The organism is Micromonospora sp. DSM 43699, from assembly GCF_055517075.1.
Genome location: NZ_JBTMMT010000017.1, coordinates 91,088 through 107,674, shown reverse-complemented (window position 1 = coordinate 107,674; position 16,587 = coordinate 91,088). Strand labels below are relative to the sequence as shown.

Here is a 16,587-nt window from a genome sequence, read left to right as displayed (position 1 = left end):
TTGGCAACGTCACCCATTGGTGATGCAAGTCCGGACACGAGACCACAAACCTCCCAGCGGTACGCCCCACCGATCACCCTCCGGACCAGACCGCTCCCCCCAACCCCCCCCCGGCCCCCCCCCCCACGACCTCGATGCCGGCTGCCTGGGCGATGCCGGTCAACCGGTCCAGATGGCGGTAGACTGCGGCCGGTTCCCAGGTCGTGTCGGCGAAGATCGCCGCGTCGAAACCGGGGATCGTGCCCTGGGCGGCGAGCAGCAGGAGCGTGGTGCTCTGCACGCCCGCGCCCAGGGAGAGGTAGCGGTGGGTGGGTGCGCTCACGCGACCACCCCGGTTCCGTCTCGCGGTGATGGGCGTTTGGTGAAGATCAGGACGTCTTCGTGCGCGATGAGGTGCATCGGCATCCCGGCGGCCCTGGCCTTGCGGACCTGTTGGAGTTGGAAGAACGACGGTCGGGCGACGAGGTGGTCGTCGCGGACGGCGGCGAGGAGGGCGACGCACCGTTCGGTCGGGACGAGGCCGGCGCGCCGGCCGGCGGCGATGACGGCGCTGGGCAGGTCGATCAGCTCGCCTTGCTTACGCCAGGGGCGGGCCGTGACGACGACGACTCCGCCAGGGCGCAGCAGGGTGGCGCAGCCGCGCAGGATCTGGGCGAATCCGTCGGTGAGGCCGGTCAGGTCGCGGTAGGCGAGGTTGCCTCGGTCCTCGCCGTCGTTGTACCGGTCGTCGTGCTTGACGACCCCGTCCGCGCCGGGTCGGACGAGGCCGTGGACCGTGGGCCCGTACGGCGGTGAGGTGACCACGAGGGCCACCTGGCCGGTGAGGGCTTTCGGGACCAGCGACATCAGTCGGGTCGCGTCGCCGCGGATGACCGATGCCCGACCGGTGGCGCCCTGGTCGTGGGCGTGGCGGATGTTGGCGTCGGCGATGTTCGACCACTGCGGCTCGTACTCGATGCCGAAGGCGTCGCGGCCGGCGTGGACCGCCTCGACCAGGGTGGTGCCGATGCCGCACATCGGATCCAGGACCAGATCCCCGGGCTCGGTGTAGGCGTCGATGGCGTGGGCGGCGATCGCCGGGAGCATCCGGGCGGGATGCTTGACCGACTGCGGCACGTGCCGGCCGCGTCGTTGGACAGGTCCGGTGGACTGGGCGGTGGCCCAGACAGACAGGCCGTCGGGTTCGGCGCGGTGGCGGCCGTCGTACTCGCGGTGCCGCCCCGGGTAGTCCTCGCTGGCGGCGGGGCTGAAGGTGTTCGGCTCGTGGGGGTCGGGGTGTTCCGTGGTGGTGGGTTCAGGCACGGCGGTCACCACCGTCGCGGTCGCGGCGCCGTCGCTGCCCGGCAACCGGGCTGGGCTGCCGTGGGGTGAAGACCAGTAGGTCGGCGTGCACCCGCAGGTGCGCGACGGCCCACTGTTCGGGGTTGGCGTGGGCGAGGGTGAGCAGCTCCTCATCGGTGACGACGTGGTAAACGAACTGGTCGCCGTCGGTGCCGGCCTCGACGGCGACGATGTGCTGCAGGTAGCCGAGCCCCACGCGGGAGGCGGCGGCCACGAGACGGCCGAAGTCCTCGGGAGTGGGCTGCGTACCGGTGGGCACGCCGACGACGAGCACGAGGCAGCCGCCGGGGCGCAGCAGCCGCGCGCAGGCGGCGAGGAGCCAGGCGAGCCGGACCCGGGCGGTCGTGTCGGTTTCGTGCAGCGGCCAGGAGGCGACCACCAGGCTGGTGACCGAGTCCAGCGGTCCGTCGTCGCCCGACCGGACGACCGCGGTGTCGGGGCCGATGCCGGGCAGGTCGGGGTCGGTGAGGTCGTCGCCGAACCACTCGATCAGCTCGGGTACGTCGTCGCCCTCGCCGTCCTCGTGCGCGGTCGGGTGAAGCGGGTTGGTGTCGGTCGCCGCCGGCCGGCTGGTGGTGGCCGGGCCGATGAGCAGGCCGGAGCTGGTGTCGGTGAACCAGGCACGGTGGTGCGCGCGCTCGCCCTTCGCGCAGGTCGCGGTCAGGGCGTGGTCGCGGGTGAGGTCGACGACCGCCTCGCCGGGCCGGCTGTAGGCGGCGACGAGGCGGTAGGCCAGACGGGCGGGCAGGCTGGTGTGGTGTTCGGCGTCGGTGCGGGCCGTGCGCCAGACCGTGATCGGTACCGGCGGGTCGCCGGCGATCAGGTCGATGAGTGTGGAGTCGGCCGGCTCGGTGTGGTCGGCCTGGTTGTTCTGGTGCGGCGTGTGCTCGCTCATGTGCTGTCGGCTCCGCGCCGCGCCGTGAAGCGCTGACACCCCCAAACCGGGGTTTGTGATCCCTGGCGAACACTTGCCGCACTCACCGCCGCTCACAGGCGCTCACCGTGTGGCAGCTCGTCCCGGTTCGGACGGCTTTCCCTAGCCGGCTTCGCGTGGCGACGACCAGCGGCAGCCACCGGGCTGCCGCACGCGGGCCTGAACTCCACCCCTCTGTCAGTTACCGTCCGTTACTGACAGAACAGGCAGGGGATGCCGGTCTCGGTCCGTGGGGACGCCGCGGCGTCGGCGTGGATCACCGCGTTGACCAGCACTGTGAGAGTGGTGTGAGTGTCACCGGGGGCGGCCCGGCTTCACCGGCTCGGCGACCCTGTCACAGGTTGGCCGTGTCAACGGTGGCAGAGCTTCTGCCGCTGTCGGAGGTGCCGCCGACGAGCTGGCGCGGGCCGACCGACGGCGACCGGTGACACCGGTGCGTGAGCGGACTGGACTGTCACAGGCTCCCGTTCCCGAGGCTGTGAGTGTCGTCGGCGTCGTGTCACGGGGCTGCGAGGTGAGCCGGTGACAGCGTCGTCGCGCGCGTGCCTGACGGGTTCTGTCAGCCTGTCACAGGGCAGGTCAGCCCGCCTTTGTCAGAACTTCTATCAGCGATCACATTCGATGAATACTGGTAGGGGTGTGCCTGTGACAGGAGCCGGGCGCTGGGCGGTGATCGGGGGTCTGAGCAGCTCTGTCAGAGGCTTGTGATGCTCGTGTGGCGGAATCGGTGCCACCGCTCGCCGCGACAACGTCGGTGGCGGTCATCGAATCCCTTCGCTGTCACAGGAGTTTTGACATGAGCGTGTCCGACGCTACGGACTGGCCCACTTCCGCCCTTGACGCCGCGGCGACCGCCTTCGCCGCGCTGACGTGCGAACCCGCGCCGCTGATGCTCGACTGCGCGGCATTCGGTCCCGACACCGGTCTGCCGCAGCGGGTGATGCCGCTGCCCGCGCTGCGGGACTGGCTGCTGCGCCACCCCCGTGCCTACACGGCGCGTGACGAGGTGTGGCGGGAGCTGATCCGCCGCGCCCGGCTCGACGGGCCGCACTGGGTCGTCGCCGCGGCCGGCATGGCGATGCCGGCCCTGCAGCAGTACGCGGCCCGACTCTGCCAGGGGTACTACGGCGACCCGGCGGACGTCGACGCCGAGATCCTGACCGGCTTCCTGACCGCGCTGCGCGATCGGGTGGACCTGAGCAAGCCGGCGCCGTACGCGGGTCTGTGCAGGGCTGCGTGGCGGGCTGGGCGGGATCTGCGCCTGCAGCAGCAGGAGTACCTGCCGGTGGAGGACATCGAGCACGTCGCCGCCGGCCCCCGGACCCCGCAGGTGCCGTACGGACATCCGGACCTCCTGATCCGCCGGGCGGTGACCCTCGGGATCCTCGATCCGGAAGACGAGCAGGCATACATCGACGTCCGGCTCGGGCACCGCGCCATCGAGCCCATCGCCGCCACCAACGGCATCAGCGTGGACGCCCTGCGCATGCGGCTGTCGCGCATCGACAGCCGCATCGCCGAGGCCCTCGCCGACGGCCTGCTGACCGGGGTCGCGTCGCCGGAAACCGTCGCGGAGCTGCGGCGGCAAGCCGAACAACGCGGTCAGCGACGGGCAGGCCGTGCCACGGCTGCCCGCCGCGGATCCGGCCCGGCGCCGGCTGCGGCGGCTGCGGCGGCTGCCTGACAGTTTCCCGCGCCACCGAGCGCAGCAGCTGTGGCCCGACGTGCACCACGTCGGGCCACAGCCGTTTCTGTCTCCGCCCTGACAGAAACCGTCGGGCAGCACCCACTGTCGGACAGCCGGAACGCGTCGACGGAGAAAAGCCCCCAGCCCGGAGCAGGAACACGGAGAAAGAGCAGTTCAGCAGCCCTGACCTGCGCTGTGAGTCTTCGCCGCGAGGGCTGTGAGCGGCGTGGGAGCGCGGCAAGTGTTCGCCACAGGTCACAAGACCCGGTTTGGGGGTGCGGGACTCATCCGAGCTGTACCGCTCGATGGTCCCGCCCGCCGCCAGGCGACACGAGGAACCACGACCTGCGTGCCTCGGGTGCCGCGCCACGTTGATGCGCTGACACCACATTGATGACCGCAACCCACCCCTAAGGGAGGACGAGCTCCTCCCGAGGCTCGCGGTGTCGTTCGTTCCTTCACCTACGCCCGGCGGCGGCCCCTGTGGACCGTTTCGAGCAATCGCCGCGCCCCGGTCACGCCGTTTGGCGTCCCGGGGCGCGGCGGGAGGTGAACCGCAATGTCTCGCACCCCCACTCACATCCGTACGACCCGACGGGCCGCTCGTGTCGCGCTGCGCGTGGCCGTGCCGCTGTCCGGCACAGGACTGGCCATCACCATCCCGGCCGCCGCGTACGCCGATCCCGGTAGCGCCGTCCACCTGGCGGCGAACTCTCTGCCGGTGGTGATCGCCAACCTTCAGGCCTGGGTCATGGGGATCCTCGCCGCGATCGCCACCCTCTTCCTCGTCCTGGCCGGCGTCTACTGGGCCACCGCCGGTGGTGACCCGTCGCAGGTGGAGAAGGCCAAGCTCGCCCTGCGCAACGCGCTGATCGGCTACGGCTTGGCGGTCCTCGCGCCGATCCTGCTGCAGATCATCCAGGGCATCGTCGGCGGCTGAGACGTCATGGGATGGATCCTCGATCAGGCCCTCGACTGGCTCACCACTGCGATCCTGGCCTGCCTCACCGCGATCTTCGATCTGATCACCGGCATCCTGCTCACCACCCCGAAGGTCACCGCGCTGCCGCAGGTGCAGGCCCTCACCGGCCGGTCGGTCTGGATCGTCGACACCGTCTTCGTCCTCGCGTTCGTCGCCGCCGGCGTGCTCGTCATGGTCGCCGGCGGCGGCGAACAATCCCGATACACGATCAAGGACCTCCTCCCCCGGCTGGTCGTCGGGTTCACCGCCGCCCACTTCTCCCAGCTCGCCTGCGCCCAGTTGATCGACGTGGCCAACGCCCTGACCGGGGCGGTCAGCGAGGGCGGCCCCGACGACACGGGGGCGTTCACCGCGATCCGGACGCACCTCACGGCGGCACAGAACCACATGGTCCCGCTGTTGTTCCTGATCCTGGTCCTCATCATCGCCGTACTGGTCGTGACGACCGCGTTCCAGGTGATCGGCCGGTTCGTGGCGTTACTGGTGATGACCGCCGTCGCGCCGCTGGCGCTGGCCTGCCACGCCCTGCCACAGACCGACCCGCTCGCCCGCCTGTGGTGGCGCTCCTACACCGGATGCCTCGCGATCCCCGTCGCCCAAGCGTTCTTCCTCACCGCGGGCGAACAGACCCTCCTCGACCCGGCGGCCATGCTGCCGGTGTTCGGCCTGCCCGCCGACCCCGGCGGCACCCTGAACCTCCTGGTCGTCGTGGTCCTGCTCTGGACCACCGTCAAGATCCCCACCCTGATGGCCCGCTGGGCGGGCCAGAGCGGACGCGGCACCGCGAACATGCTCGGCGCGGTCGTCCGCGTCGTCGTGGTCCAGCAACTCACCCGCGCCGTCCCCGGCCTCAACACGCTACGAAGGACCATCCGATGACCCGACCCGAACCCGACAGTGACCTGACCCGGGCGCGGATGCCGACGGGCGCTTCATACTGCCTTCTCTGCGGTTGTTGTTTGGGTTGTCGTGGGTCGGGTCTTCTGAGGGTTCCGGCTGCGTTGCGGGCGTTCCGGGCGGCTGCTGCTGGTATCGGAGGCTACCGGTCCAGTCGGCTGTCGTGGCGGCCGGCTGGGTTCGCCCGTGGTGCCGCGACGACGAGGAGGTTGGGCAGGTGAGGTTGGCGTCGATGCCCGCGCGGGACCTTCGGTGGCTACCTGGGCGAGCTCGTCGCTGAGGCGGATCACCGGGTCGGGGTCCGATATGCACGTTTCCAGCATGCCTGTGCTGTCGCGTCAAGTGCGGCGGTATTTGCCGGGGGCGGTCCCGTACTGGCGTTTGAATGCGTTGGCGAAGGCGAACTCGGATGTGTAGCCGACGCTGCCCGCTATGGCGCTCAGTGGCGCGTCGGATTGGTGGAGGAGCCGGGCGGCGGTGGTCATCCGCCACCACGTGAGGTAGGTCAGTGGCGGCTGGCCGAGCAACGTGGTGAAACGGCGGGCGAAGGGCGCCCGGGAAAGGCCGGCTTCGGCGGCGAGCGTCGCGACGGTCCACGGCCTTGCTGGGTCGCGGTGGATGGCCTGTAGTGCGGCCGTGGTGGCCGGATCGTTGAGTGCCGCTGCCCAGCCAGTGCTCGCGGGTGCGGGGTTCTGGTCGAGCCAGGTGCGCAGGATGTGCAGCAGCAGGGTGTCGAGCAGTGCCGGAATGATGGCGTCGGTACCGAGCCGGGGTCGTTCTAGTTCGGTGGCGAGCAGGTCCACGGTGGCGCGCAGGCCGGGGTGTCGCCCGAGGTGCGCGGGGAGATGGATGAGCTCGGGCAGGTCGGTGAGCAGCGGATGGGTGCGGGCCGGATCAAGTTCGTACGCACCGCACAGGGTGACCGTGGCGGGGACGGCGGGCTCGGTGGGAGTGCCGACGATGTCCGTGGCGTAGCGCTGGAGTACCTGCGGGTCGTTCGGGTCGCAGGCGGGCGCGGTAGGTGCCGTAGTTGGGCTGTCGGCCAGCGTGTGCCCACGCCCGTGCGGCCGGAACACGATGTCCCCGACGGCAAGCGGCACGGGGCCGGTGTCCGGGGCGATGAGCCAGCACGGTCCCTGCAGGACTATCTGAAAGCCTGCGGAGCCGGGTACGGATGCGAACTGCTGCGCCCACGGTGCGTGCCACGCCACCCGGGCGGAACGCGGCTGGCCGGCTCGCATGACCGTGATCACGTCGCTGAGTACGTCCACGCGGCCAGAGTATCGCGGTCGAGACGAACAAGTATGAACTGAAGACCACAAAGCATGGTTCGTCTTCGGACGCCGCCATAAGTTCGGAGAGTGAGAGCTATGCGAATTCACCGGTACGGTGACGCCTCGGTCATTCGTCCGGAAGATGTCCCACGCCCGGTGCCGGGCCGTGGTGACGTGCTGATCCACGTCGCTGCGACCTCGTTCAATCCGTCTGACATCGGGTTACGCCGCGGGCTGCTGCGCTCCGTCTTTCCGCTGGATCTGCCGTATACCCTCGGCGGGGACGTCGCCGGCACGATCGTCGAGGTCGGCGACAGCGTGCACACCCTGGCCGTCGGCGACCGGGTCATCGGCCGGCTCGACACAGGCGGCGCCGCGGCCGAGTACGTCACCGCCACAGCTGACACCGTTGTTGCGGCGCCCACCGCCGTTGCCCTCGCTCATGCTGCCGCCATCCCCATCGCCGGTGTCACCGCCTGGCAGGCGGTGTTCGAGCACGCGGGCATCACGTCTGGGCAGCGGGTGCTGGTCAACGGCGGGGGCGGTGGCGTTGGCGGGTTCGCGGTCCAGCTTGCCAAGCACGCCGGAGCCCACGTCATCGCCACGGCCGGCCTACGCAGTGCCGACGTGGTCCGCCAACTCGGAGCCGACGAGCTCGTCGACTACACGGTCACGCCCCTCGGTGACGCGCTCGACCAGCCAGTCGATGCGATCCTCAACTTCGTCGTGGTCAGTGCGCGGCACGCCGTGACGCTGATGTCGCTGGTGCGGCCAGGGGGCGTTGTTGTGTCCGCCACCGTTGCGTTGAAGGCACCCGCCGGGTCCCCTGTGACGGCGGTGCACTTTGTGGCCCGCAACGACACCGGCCACCTCGCTGCCTTGGTCGAGCTCGTCGACGCCGGCGCCGTTCGTGTGGATGTCGCCGCGTCGCGTCCGCTCGCCGATCTGGTCTCGGTGCACCGCGATGCCGAGGCCGGCCGCGTCCGCGGCAAGACGATCCTTGTTCCGTGAGGGAGTTTCTGATGACCACCACGCCTGCCACCTCACCTACCGTGCGGCTGCGCGTCGGCGCCCTCGCGGTCTGCGGTGCCGTCCTCGCGATGGCGCTGCTGTGGACAGCCGCCCAGCTTCTGGCTATCGAGTTGCGCGTAGATCCCCGTAACGGCCGGCCGCCCGGAGTTATCAGCCTGCCGTTCGCTGCCACCCTCACCTTCGTCGTCTCCGCCGCCGGGTGGGGCGTTCGTGCGCTGCTGGATCGGTTGGTCCGCCGGGCATCACTTGTGTGGACCGTGCTGGCCATCCTGGTGCTGCTCGTATCTTTCCTGCCCCTGTTCGCCGTCGAGGCGACCGGCGCCACCAAGACGATCCTGGCGTTGATGCACGCCGCAGTGGCGGCCGTACTGATCCCGACCATCGGCCGCCGGAATCCTTGATCACCGCTCAGCGGGTCAGGCACCAGCTCAAAGCTCACTGATCAATGATGATTGCCACTATCGGCTCCCACCGGCGCGCGGCGACATCCGCACACGTACGAGATAAATGGTTCTGCATTTGGCTGGCGATTCTCGTTGCCTCGATGCCGCTGGTCGGTTCACCGGGACCGTCCCTGACCTGGGGAGTCGATCCCGGATGTCGTGCGCTGTGCAGGCAGGACCGGGTTGAGCCGGAAGGAGCCGGCGACCTTCTGCCGGTAGATTTCCTGCGTGGCCGGGTCCCAGGGGATGCACCAGCGTCCGCTGGGACCCCGGCGGGCGGGTACCTGCTCATGTCGCAGCCAGTTGTAGACGGCGTCGGCGGGAATGCCCAGTTCGACCGCGGCCTGTTTGACGCTGACCTCGCCGGCTTGGACGGCGACGGTGCGCGGTCCGAAGATCTTGTAGGCGTCGCGGACCCGGGCGACGCCGCCGGCGGTGAACGGCTTGCCTTTGCCGGTGGTCAGCCCGGCCGTGTTGAGCATGTCGGCGAGTTCGGCGCTGGTGTGGGTGGCGCCGTGCTGGCGGATCAGCTCCAGCGCCGCGTCGGGGGTGCGGCCGGGGCCGGGGCGGGCGACGGTCAGTTCGTCGGTGGCGCCGGTGTGCCAGCGCACCCCGATGCGCATAGTGTGCGCATCCGACTCGGGCAGAAGGATGACGTCGGCGATCAGGGAGCGCAGCAGCCGTTTGCGGTCACGGGGGCTGGTGGTCTCGGCGTGCCACAGCCGCGGCAGGTCCTGTGCGAGGGCCTGCAACGAGGTGGTGGCCGGCAAGGCCGGTTTGGCGGCCTGCGCGGTGGCCAGCGCCGCCTCCGCCTCGGTCAGCGCGGCGAGTCGGGTCTCCCACCGCGACTCCAAAGTCCTTGCCACCAAACGGTTTTCCGGCTCCACGTTGCTGAACGCCCGCTCGGCGCGGTCAGCCTCATAGCGGGCCTGTTGCACCGCAAGCTCGGCGGCGCGGTGGCTACGGGTGTGCCGCTCGGCAACCTCCTCGGCGGCTGCTACGGCTACCCCAATCTGCTCCGGGGTGATCGTGTCCAGCAACAACGCTGCGACCGCGTCGTCCACCGCCGTGGCGGAGAAGTTGCGGCACTGTGGCGTGCGGGCGGAGTCCTTGACCTGGCAGCTGTAGGTGACCTTGCGGTCGCGGCGGTCGTAGCGGGTGCCGACCCGTCCGCCGCACACGCCGCAGAAGATGATGCCCTGGCACAACGCGGTGCCCTCGCGCACCGGCCGGGCATGTTTCTGGGTGTTGTTGGCCGCCAGTTTCGCCTCCACGGCCAGGTAATCCGCCCAGGTCAGGTAGCCCTCATGGTGGTCTTCGATCACCACCGTCCAGTCCTCGCGGGCCCGCTTACGGCGGGCGGAGCGCACGCTGCCGTCGGGCTGCACCCGGCGCACGTCGCGGGTCTTGCCGAACGTGTACACGCCTGCGTACGTGGGGTTCTTCAACGCTTGCAGCACCCGGGCGTGCGTCAGCTTGCCCCACTTGAGCTGCCCGGCCCAGGCGCCGCCCCACGCCCGCTGCGGGAACAACCGGCCGGTCTCGGCGAACGCGCGGACCACCCCCAACGCCGACCCGGTGCGCTCGAACTCGGCGAACAGGTCAGTGACCGCCCGTTGGACCTGTTCGTCGGGGTCCTTGACCACCGTGTGGTCGTAGTCGTAGACGAACCCCACCGGCAGCGGATGCCGCAGCTCACCGCGCTGCGCCGCCGCCAGCTTCGCCCCATGCAACCGCCCTAACAGGAAGTGAAGTTCGATTTCCGACATCTGGCCCTTGAGGCCGAGCAGGAAGCGGTCGTTGACGTTGGCCAGGTCGTACACGCCGTCGGTGTCGATCAGCAGCGTGTCGGTCAGCCGGGCGAGTTCCATCAGCCGGGTCAGGTCGGCGTTCGAGCGGCCGAACCGGGAGACCTCCAGACCGAACACCGCACCGACCTCGCCCATACACATGCGGGCCACAATCTGCCGGTAGCCGTCGCGTTCGGCGCCGAACCGGCCAGACACCCCCAGGTCGGCGTCGACCACGACGATCTGCTCGGCCAGCCAACCGAATTCCGCGGCGGTGCCCACCAGGCCGTACTGCCGCTGGGTCGACTCGGTGTTGAACCGCACCTGCGCCACCGTCGACTGCCGCACATACACGATCGCCAGCCGCGACAGATGCGAGCTGCTGATCTTCGCCGTCGGGTTCACCGCCGGCCTGCCCGCTGCCGCGCAGCAACGACTCGACCATGTTCGCCACCGCCATCACCGCCTGGCGACGATCCCACCCCGACATCTGCTCCCGTTTCCCGACGGTCACCCGCGCCATCCCCGGTACCGGCCGCCTCCACCGGCGGCGCCCCGCTGGGGTCGATCGCATCGATCAGCGACCGCGCCGCCGTCAAGCCGTCCACCGCGAGGCGATCAGCCGAGGCCGGTACGCCGCGGTCAGTCCACTCCCGAGCCACGGTGATCCGCCGCCTCCCGTCGACCTCGCACACGAAGAACAGCCCAGTGCGCTTGCGCTGCGAAAACAGCACGGTCAAGCGCTGACCTTTCAATGGATGGAAGGGGTGAGTGATCACCAATGAGTCCGAAGAGTACCTTGGCTGACGAGCCGTATAGGGCACGGGTTCCCGCCGACGTCGACGCCCCCGACAAGGTCGCCTACGGCCTGACGTTCCACCAACTGGCGATCGTCGCCGCCGGCACCCTGCTCTTCTACACCGCGTGGCGCACCCTGCACGACGTCGTGCCGGCACCGGTCCTCATCGGCGCGGGTGTGGTGCTCGGCGGGCTGGTCACCGGCCTAGCGCTCGGCCGCCGCGACGGCCTGCCCATGGACGTGTGGCTACTGCACGCCATCCGCCACACCCGCACCCCCCACTCGCTGTCCAACACCAACGTCACCGCGGACACCGGGCCGCCGGACTGGGTCGACACACCCAAGAACGGACGAGTGCCGCTGCCGGCGCCGCTGCGGCTGCCCGCCGACGCCATCGACGACGACGGGCAGATCAGCCTCGGCGCAGGCAGGGCGGCGATCGTCGGCACCACCACGGTGAACCTCGCCCTACGCACCCCCACCGAGCAGGCGGCCCTGATCGACGGCTGGGGCAGGTGGCTCAACAGCCTGTCGACGCCCACGCAGATCGTCGTGTCCGCCCAACCGGTCGACCTGGCCTCCCACGGCCGGGCACTCGCCACCGCCGCAGACGCCCAACCGCACCCCCAGCTGCGGGCAGCGTGCGCCGACCACGCCACGTTCCTCACCGACCTCGCCACCCGACGAGACCCGCTGCGCCGACAGGTCCTGATCGTCCACCACACGGCGGCCGGCGAGCACAGCCCCCACGCTGGCCTGCGTCGCGCCGACGACACGGCACGGACGCTGTCCGGCCTCGGCGTCAGCCCACGGGTGCTGGACGGCCCGGCGGTCACCGCCGCACTGGCATCCGCCGCCGACCCCTACCGGCCACCGCGCCCGGGCGGACTGGCCGCACCCGACGCCGTCATCACCGCCACCACCCCCGCCCCTGCGCGCACGAAGAGGAAGACACCATGATCAGGAAGAGAGGAACCACGGGAGGCGGTACGCAGCCGCAACCGGCGTCGCTGGCGTCGGCGGTCGCGCCGGCCACGGTCGAGGTCACCCCACGGTGGCTGCGCGTCGGCGACGGATACGCCGCAACCCTCGTGGTGACCGGCTACCCCGCCGAGGTCGGCGGCGCGTGGCTGGAACCGCTGCTGTCCTGGCCGGGCCGCCTCGACCTCACCCTGCACATCGAACCGCTGCCAGCACCGATCGCCGCTGCCCGCCTACGCACCCAACGGGCCCGGCTGGAGTCATCTCGGCGGGCCGACTCCGACCGGGGCAAGCTGGCCGACCCCTACGTCGACGCCGCCGCCGACGACGCCGGTGACCTGGCCGAACGACTCGCCCGTGGTGCGGCGAAACTGTTCCGGGTCGGCCTCTACCTGACCGTGCACGCCCGCTCCGAGCCCGAACTGGCGCAGGCGTGCACGCAGGTACGGGCCGCCGCCGCGTCCACCCTGCTGGACGTGCAGCCGGCGACCTGGCGGCAACTGGCCGGCTGGACCACCACCCTGCCCCTGGCCACCGACGGGCTACGGATGCTCCGCACGATGGACACCCAAGCCCTGGCCGCCGCGTTCCCGCTGTCAAGCCCGGACCTGCCCGCTCCGCTGCCCGGCGACCCGCCGACGACCGGCGGTGTCCTCTACGGGGTCAACCCGGCCAGCGCCGGGATCGTCTGGTGGGACCGGTGGGCGCAGGAGAACCACAACTCGATCGTTCTGGCCCGATCGGGGGCGGGGAAGTCGTACTTCGTGAAGCTGGAGATCCTGCGCAACCTTTACCACGGTGTGCAGATCGCCGTCGTGGACCCCGAGGACGAGTACCTGCGGCTGGCCGACGCCGTCGGCGGCAGCGTCGTCCGGTTGGGCCTACCCGGCGTGAAGATCAACCCCCTCGACCTGCCCGTAGGCGACCGCCGCCCCGACACCCTGACCCGCCGCGGCCTGTTCCTCCACACCCTCATCAGCGTCCTACTCGGCCACCAGCCGCCACCGGCGGAACGGGCCGCCCTGGACCGGGCCATCCTCGCCGTCTACCGGCAAGCGGGCATCACCACAGACCCCGCCACCCACCACCGGCCGGCGCCGCTGCTACGGGACCTCGCGCAGACACTGCGTACCGACGACGACCCGGCCGCCGCGACGCTGGCTGCCCGGCTCGCGCCCTGGGTGCAAGGAAGCTTCGCCGACCTGTTCAACGGCCCCACCACCCAGGCGCCGGTCGGGCACCTCGTCGTGTGGTCCCTTCGGCACCTACCCGATGAGCTGCGCACCGTCGGCACCCTCCTCGCCCTGGACTCGATCTGGCGCACCGTCGATGCACCGCGACGCCCGTCGCAGCGCCGGCTCGTCGTCGTCGACGAGGCATGGCTGCTGATGCGCGACGGCGAAGGCGCCCGCTTCCTGTTCCGCATGTCCAAGGCGGCACGCAAGCGCAACGCCGGGCTGACCGTCGTCACCCAGGACGCCGCCGACGTGCTCGGCACCGACCTCGGCCAGGCGGTGGTGTCCAATGCCGCCACCCAGGTGCTGCTACGGCAGGCCCCACAGGCCATCGACGCCGTCGGGGAAGCGTTCGGGCTCACCGGCGGCGAACGACGCCTGCTGCTGTCGGCCCGCCGCGGCCACGGACTGTTGATCTCCGGGGTGAACAGGACAAGCTTCGAGTCGATCTCCTCCGATGCGGAGCACGCGCTGTGCACCACGAACCCGGCCGAGCTGGCCGAGGGCGACGAGGAGGACGACCTGTGACACCACCCCTCGACGCCCTGCGATCCGTGCTCGCGTCGCCGCCACCGGTGCCCAGCCCCACGTTCGGGCCGGGCACCGGTTCCGTTCCGCCTCCTACAGGACCGGGGGCCGCCCTGGTCGACGCCGCCGTGTGGGCCACACATCGGCCGTGGTTGGCGGCTGTCGCCGCCGGGCTGCTGGTCGTCTGGGTCGCAGCCCGGAACATGGTCGAGATCCGGCGGCACCGCCACCACGCCCACGGCGCCAGGCTCGTGACGATCGCACCGCCGCCCGAGGTCGACCCGCGCAGCGCGGGCGCGTTGTGGGCGAACCTCGCCGGCGTCCTCACCCCGTCGCGGCGGCGGCGTCTGCTCTACGGCACCTCGCACGTCGTGTGGCAGTACATCTGGTCCGGTCGGCAGCTGCTCATCTCGATCTGGGTACCCGGTACCGTCCCACCCGGGGCCGTCGAGGCGGCGGTACGGGCGGCATGGCCCAACTCAGCCACCACCACTGACACCAACCCGCCCCCGCCGATTACCCCGCACGCGCACCCGGCCACCGGTGGGCACCTGCTGCCGGTGTTCGCGGAGTGGCTGCCGTTTGCCGTCGATCACGACGCCGATCCGCTGCGCCCGCTGATGTCGGCCGGCGCGCAGCTGAAACCCGGCGAGTACGCGTGTGTGCAGATCCTCGCCCGCCCGGCCGCACCCAGGCGGGCGGCACGAGCCCGCCGCGCCGCCGGACGGCTACGCGCCGGCAAGACCGCCGTCCCGGCGGTCAACCCGGCCGCGCCGCTGCTGTGGCTGCTCGACGCGTTCCTACCCGGCGGTGGGGGTGGCCGGACCACCGCGCCCGCCCGCCGGGATCCGACCGTGGAGCGGGATGTGCGGGCGATCCTGGACAAGACGGCGCACCCGTTGTGGCAGACCGGCATCCGGTACGCCGTCGCCACCACCAACCGGCGACCCGGCGCGGACCCCCGTGGTCGGCTGCGGGGTATCGCCGACACGCTCGCCTCGGCATTCGCCGTCCACACCGGCCGCAACCGGCTCACCCACCGGGCCCGGATGCCCGCGCCGGTTGCTGTCCTCGCCGCCCGCCGCCTCGGCCCCGGATTCCTCACCTCCGCCCCGGAACTCGCCGCGCTAGCGGCGTTGCCGCAGGACCTCGCCGTGCCCGGCCTGGATCGGGCGCGGGCGGCGTCCATGCCGGCGCCGGTCGCCGTTCCCGGCGGCGGGCGTGGGGTGAAGATGCTCGGCGACGCGGAAATCGGTAGCCACAGTGTGGGGCTGTCGGTGGCGGATGCGAGGTATCACATGCATGTGATCGGCTCGACGGGCTCCGGTAAGACCACCCTGCTGGTCAACATGGCCCTCGACGACATCAAGGCCGGCCGGGGCACCGTGGTCATCGACCCGCACGGCGACCTCGTCCTGGACATCCTCGATCGGCTTCCCGCCAGCGTCGCCGACCGCGTCGTGCTCTTCGACCCCGACCAGGACAACCCGCCGACGCTGAACCCCCTCGAGGGCGACGACCCTGACCTGGTCGTCGACAACCTCGTGTCGATCTTCGGGACCATCTTCCAAAAGGCGTGGGGGCCGCGGATGGACGACGTCATGCGGGTGGCGTGCCTGACCCTGCTGCGGCACAACAACGTCACCTTGCAGCACATCCCTCCGCTGCTGAACAGCCCTCAGTTCCGGTCGGCGATGACGGTGGACCTGGACGATCCGGCCGGGCTGAGCGGCTTCTGGCAGTGGTACGACAGCCTTAACGACAGCCTCCGATCGCAGGTCATCGGACCGGTCCTGGCCCGGCTGCGGTCGTTTCTGCTGCGCGACTTCGTCAAACGCACCATGCGGTATCCGAAGTCGAGCTTCGACATGGGCAAGGTCCTCGACGGTGGGGTGCTGCTCGTCCGGATCCCCAAGGGTGTCCTCGGCGAGGACACCAGCCGGCTCCTCGGCTCCCTGATCCTCGCCCAGGTGTGGCAGGCCGCGACCGCACGCGCCGCCACCGCATCCGACCGGCGACGCGACGCGACCCTGATCATTGACGAGGCGCAGAACTTCCTGACCCTGGCCAACAGCCTGGACACGATGCTCGCCGAGGCCCGCAAGTACCGGCTGTCCCTCGTCCTCGCCCACCAGGACCTCGCGCAGTTCCCGCGCGACCTGCTCGCCGCCGCGTCCGCCAACGCCCGCAACAAGGTCTACTTCACGGTCGCACCGGAAGACGCGAAGGTGCTGTCCCGGCACACCTTGCCCGAACTCGGCGAGCACGACCTCGCCCACCTCGACGCCTACACCGCCGCCGCCCGCCTCGTCGTCAACGGCCGCCAGACACCGGCGTTCACGATGAAGACCAGACCGCCGAAGCCGGTCGTCGGGGAAGCCACCGCGATCCGTCAGGCCGCAGCGGCGGCGGTACCGGCCCATGACACCAGCGCCGTCGACGACCTCGTCGAACGGCTCAGCCGTAAACCCGACGAGCGGCGCAACCGTCCGAAGAGCGACCGCAGCTGACCGTCCTCCGTCAGCCCGGTGGCGTCGCCCGGGTCGCCCACCGGCTCGTCACCAGGATCGCCACCCGTGACCGCCCGACACCCGCCGCACATCCCTGACCTGGGCTGTCAGTGCCGCACACACCCCCTGACAGACCCCCGGTGCCGTCCCCACC

The 16,587-nt window shown here is 70.8% G+C and carries 14 protein-coding genes; 8 read left to right on the top strand and 6 right to left on the bottom strand.

The annotated features are described in order from the left end of the window. Nucleotides 1-73: 73 nt before the first annotated feature. From AC0AIB_RS11965 to AC0AIB_RS11955, 3 genes are read right to left on the bottom strand one after another with little or no spacing between them, the layout of a single operon-like run. Entirely contained in the window at nucleotides 74-322 is a 249-nt protein-coding gene (locus AC0AIB_RS11965; protein ID WP_465096660.1) for a hypothetical protein, read from the bottom strand. Further along, complete coding sequence (locus AC0AIB_RS11960; RefSeq protein ID WP_465096659.1) at nucleotides 319-1,311, bottom strand: TRM11 family SAM-dependent methyltransferase; 993 nt, start codon at nucleotides 1,309-1,311, stop codon at nucleotides 319-321. Before AC0AIB_RS11960 ends, AC0AIB_RS11965 begins: the two co-directional genes overlap by 4 nt. Beyond that, nucleotides 1,295-2,236: a hypothetical protein gene (locus AC0AIB_RS11955; RefSeq protein WP_465096658.1), complete on the bottom strand. Its 942-nt coding sequence runs from the start codon at nucleotides 2,234-2,236 to the stop codon at nucleotides 1,295-1,297. The genes AC0AIB_RS11960 and AC0AIB_RS11955 overlap by 17 nt, the downstream gene beginning before the upstream one ends. 835 nt (nucleotides 2,237-3,071) lie before the next feature. On the opposite strand from AC0AIB_RS11955, the gene AC0AIB_RS11950 reads away from it, so the two are divergent. From AC0AIB_RS11950 to AC0AIB_RS11940, 3 genes are all read left to right on the top strand, one after another. After that, a complete protein-coding gene (locus tag AC0AIB_RS11950; RefSeq protein WP_465096668.1) occupies nucleotides 3,072-3,959 on the top strand; it encodes an RNA polymerase sigma factor in 888 nt (295 codons plus the stop codon). A 562-nt stretch (nucleotides 3,960-4,521) separates the two neighbouring features. Further along, nucleotides 4,522-4,902: a pilin gene (locus AC0AIB_RS11945; RefSeq protein WP_465096657.1), complete on the top strand. Its 381-nt coding sequence runs from the start codon at nucleotides 4,522-4,524 to the stop codon at nucleotides 4,900-4,902. 6 nt (nucleotides 4,903-4,908) lie between these two features. Next, nucleotides 4,909-5,823 (top strand): hypothetical protein, encoded by a 915-nt coding sequence (locus tag AC0AIB_RS11940; RefSeq protein WP_465096656.1) that lies wholly within the window; start codon nucleotides 4,909-4,911, stop codon nucleotides 5,821-5,823. A 356-nt stretch (nucleotides 5,824-6,179) separates the two neighbouring features. Here the strand turns inward: AC0AIB_RS11940 and AC0AIB_RS11935 are convergent, their stop codons facing one another. Then, nucleotides 6,180-7,112: an AraC family transcriptional regulator gene (locus AC0AIB_RS11935; protein ID WP_465096655.1), complete on the bottom strand. Its 933-nt coding sequence runs from the start codon at nucleotides 7,110-7,112 to the stop codon at nucleotides 6,180-6,182. A 99-nt stretch (nucleotides 7,113-7,211) separates the two neighbouring features. Between AC0AIB_RS11935 and AC0AIB_RS11930 the strand changes: the two genes are divergently transcribed. Both AC0AIB_RS11930 and AC0AIB_RS11925 read left to right on the top strand, forming a co-directional pair. Beyond that, nucleotides 7,212-8,126, top strand: a complete 915-nt coding sequence (locus AC0AIB_RS11930; protein ID WP_465096654.1) for an NADP-dependent oxidoreductase — start codon at nucleotides 7,212-7,214, stop codon at nucleotides 8,124-8,126. 11 nt (nucleotides 8,127-8,137) lie between these two features. After that, nucleotides 8,138-8,548, top strand: a complete 411-nt coding sequence (locus AC0AIB_RS11925; RefSeq protein WP_465096653.1) for a DUF6069 family protein — start codon at nucleotides 8,138-8,140, stop codon at nucleotides 8,546-8,548. Nucleotides 8,549-8,706: 158 nt separating this feature from the next. On the opposite strand, the gene AC0AIB_RS11920 is transcribed toward AC0AIB_RS11925, so the two are convergent. Next, a complete protein-coding gene (locus tag AC0AIB_RS11920) occupies nucleotides 8,707-10,785 on the bottom strand; it encodes a recombinase family protein (protein WP_465096652.1) in 2,079 nt (692 codons plus the stop codon). After that, nucleotides 10,782-11,159, bottom strand: a complete 378-nt coding sequence (locus AC0AIB_RS11915) for a DUF5372 family protein (RefSeq protein ID WP_465096651.1) — start codon at nucleotides 11,157-11,159, stop codon at nucleotides 10,782-10,784. Before AC0AIB_RS11915 ends, AC0AIB_RS11920 begins: the two co-directional genes overlap by 4 nt. A gap of 2 nt (nucleotides 11,160-11,161) precedes the next feature. Between AC0AIB_RS11915 and AC0AIB_RS11910 the strand changes: the two genes are divergently transcribed. From AC0AIB_RS11910 to AC0AIB_RS11900, 3 genes are read left to right on the top strand one after another with little or no spacing between them, the layout of a single operon-like run. Beyond that, on the top strand, nucleotides 11,162-12,139 hold the full coding sequence (locus AC0AIB_RS11910) for a PrgI family protein (protein WP_465096650.1): 978 nt from the start codon (nucleotides 11,162-11,164) through the stop codon (nucleotides 12,137-12,139). Further along, nucleotides 12,136-13,923 (top strand): VirB4 family type IV secretion system protein, encoded by a 1,788-nt coding sequence (locus tag AC0AIB_RS11905; RefSeq protein ID WP_465096649.1) that lies wholly within the window; start codon nucleotides 12,136-12,138, stop codon nucleotides 13,921-13,923. Before AC0AIB_RS11910 ends, AC0AIB_RS11905 begins: the two co-directional genes overlap by 4 nt. Beyond that, nucleotides 13,920-16,433, top strand: a complete 2,514-nt coding sequence (locus tag AC0AIB_RS11900) for a type IV secretory system conjugative DNA transfer family protein (protein WP_465096648.1) — start codon at nucleotides 13,920-13,922, stop codon at nucleotides 16,431-16,433. The genes AC0AIB_RS11905 and AC0AIB_RS11900 overlap by 4 nt, the downstream gene beginning before the upstream one ends. Nucleotides 16,434-16,587 lie beyond the last annotated feature (154 nt).

Coding starts and splice junctions, on each gene's coding strand:
- AC0AIB_RS11955 (WP_465096658.1), bottom strand. CDS start 2,236: ATGAGCGAGCACACGCCGCACCAGAACAACCAGGCCGACCACACCGAG.
- AC0AIB_RS11950 (WP_465096668.1), top strand. CDS start 3,072: ATGAGCGTGTCCGACGCTACGGACTGGCCCACTTCCGCCCTTGACGCC.
- AC0AIB_RS11945 (WP_465096657.1), top strand. CDS start 4,522: ATGTCTCGCACCCCCACTCACATCCGTACGACCCGACGGGCCGCTCGT.
- AC0AIB_RS11940 (WP_465096656.1), top strand. CDS start 4,909: ATGGGATGGATCCTCGATCAGGCCCTCGACTGGCTCACCACTGCGATC.
- AC0AIB_RS11930 (WP_465096654.1), top strand. CDS start 7,212: ATGCGAATTCACCGGTACGGTGACGCCTCGGTCATTCGTCCGGAAGAT.
- AC0AIB_RS11925 (WP_465096653.1), top strand. CDS start 8,138: ATGACCACCACGCCTGCCACCTCACCTACCGTGCGGCTGCGCGTCGGC.
- AC0AIB_RS11910 (WP_465096650.1), top strand. CDS start 11,162: ATGAGTCCGAAGAGTACCTTGGCTGACGAGCCGTATAGGGCACGGGTT.
- AC0AIB_RS11905 (WP_465096649.1), top strand. CDS start 12,136: ATGATCAGGAAGAGAGGAACCACGGGAGGCGGTACGCAGCCGCAACCG.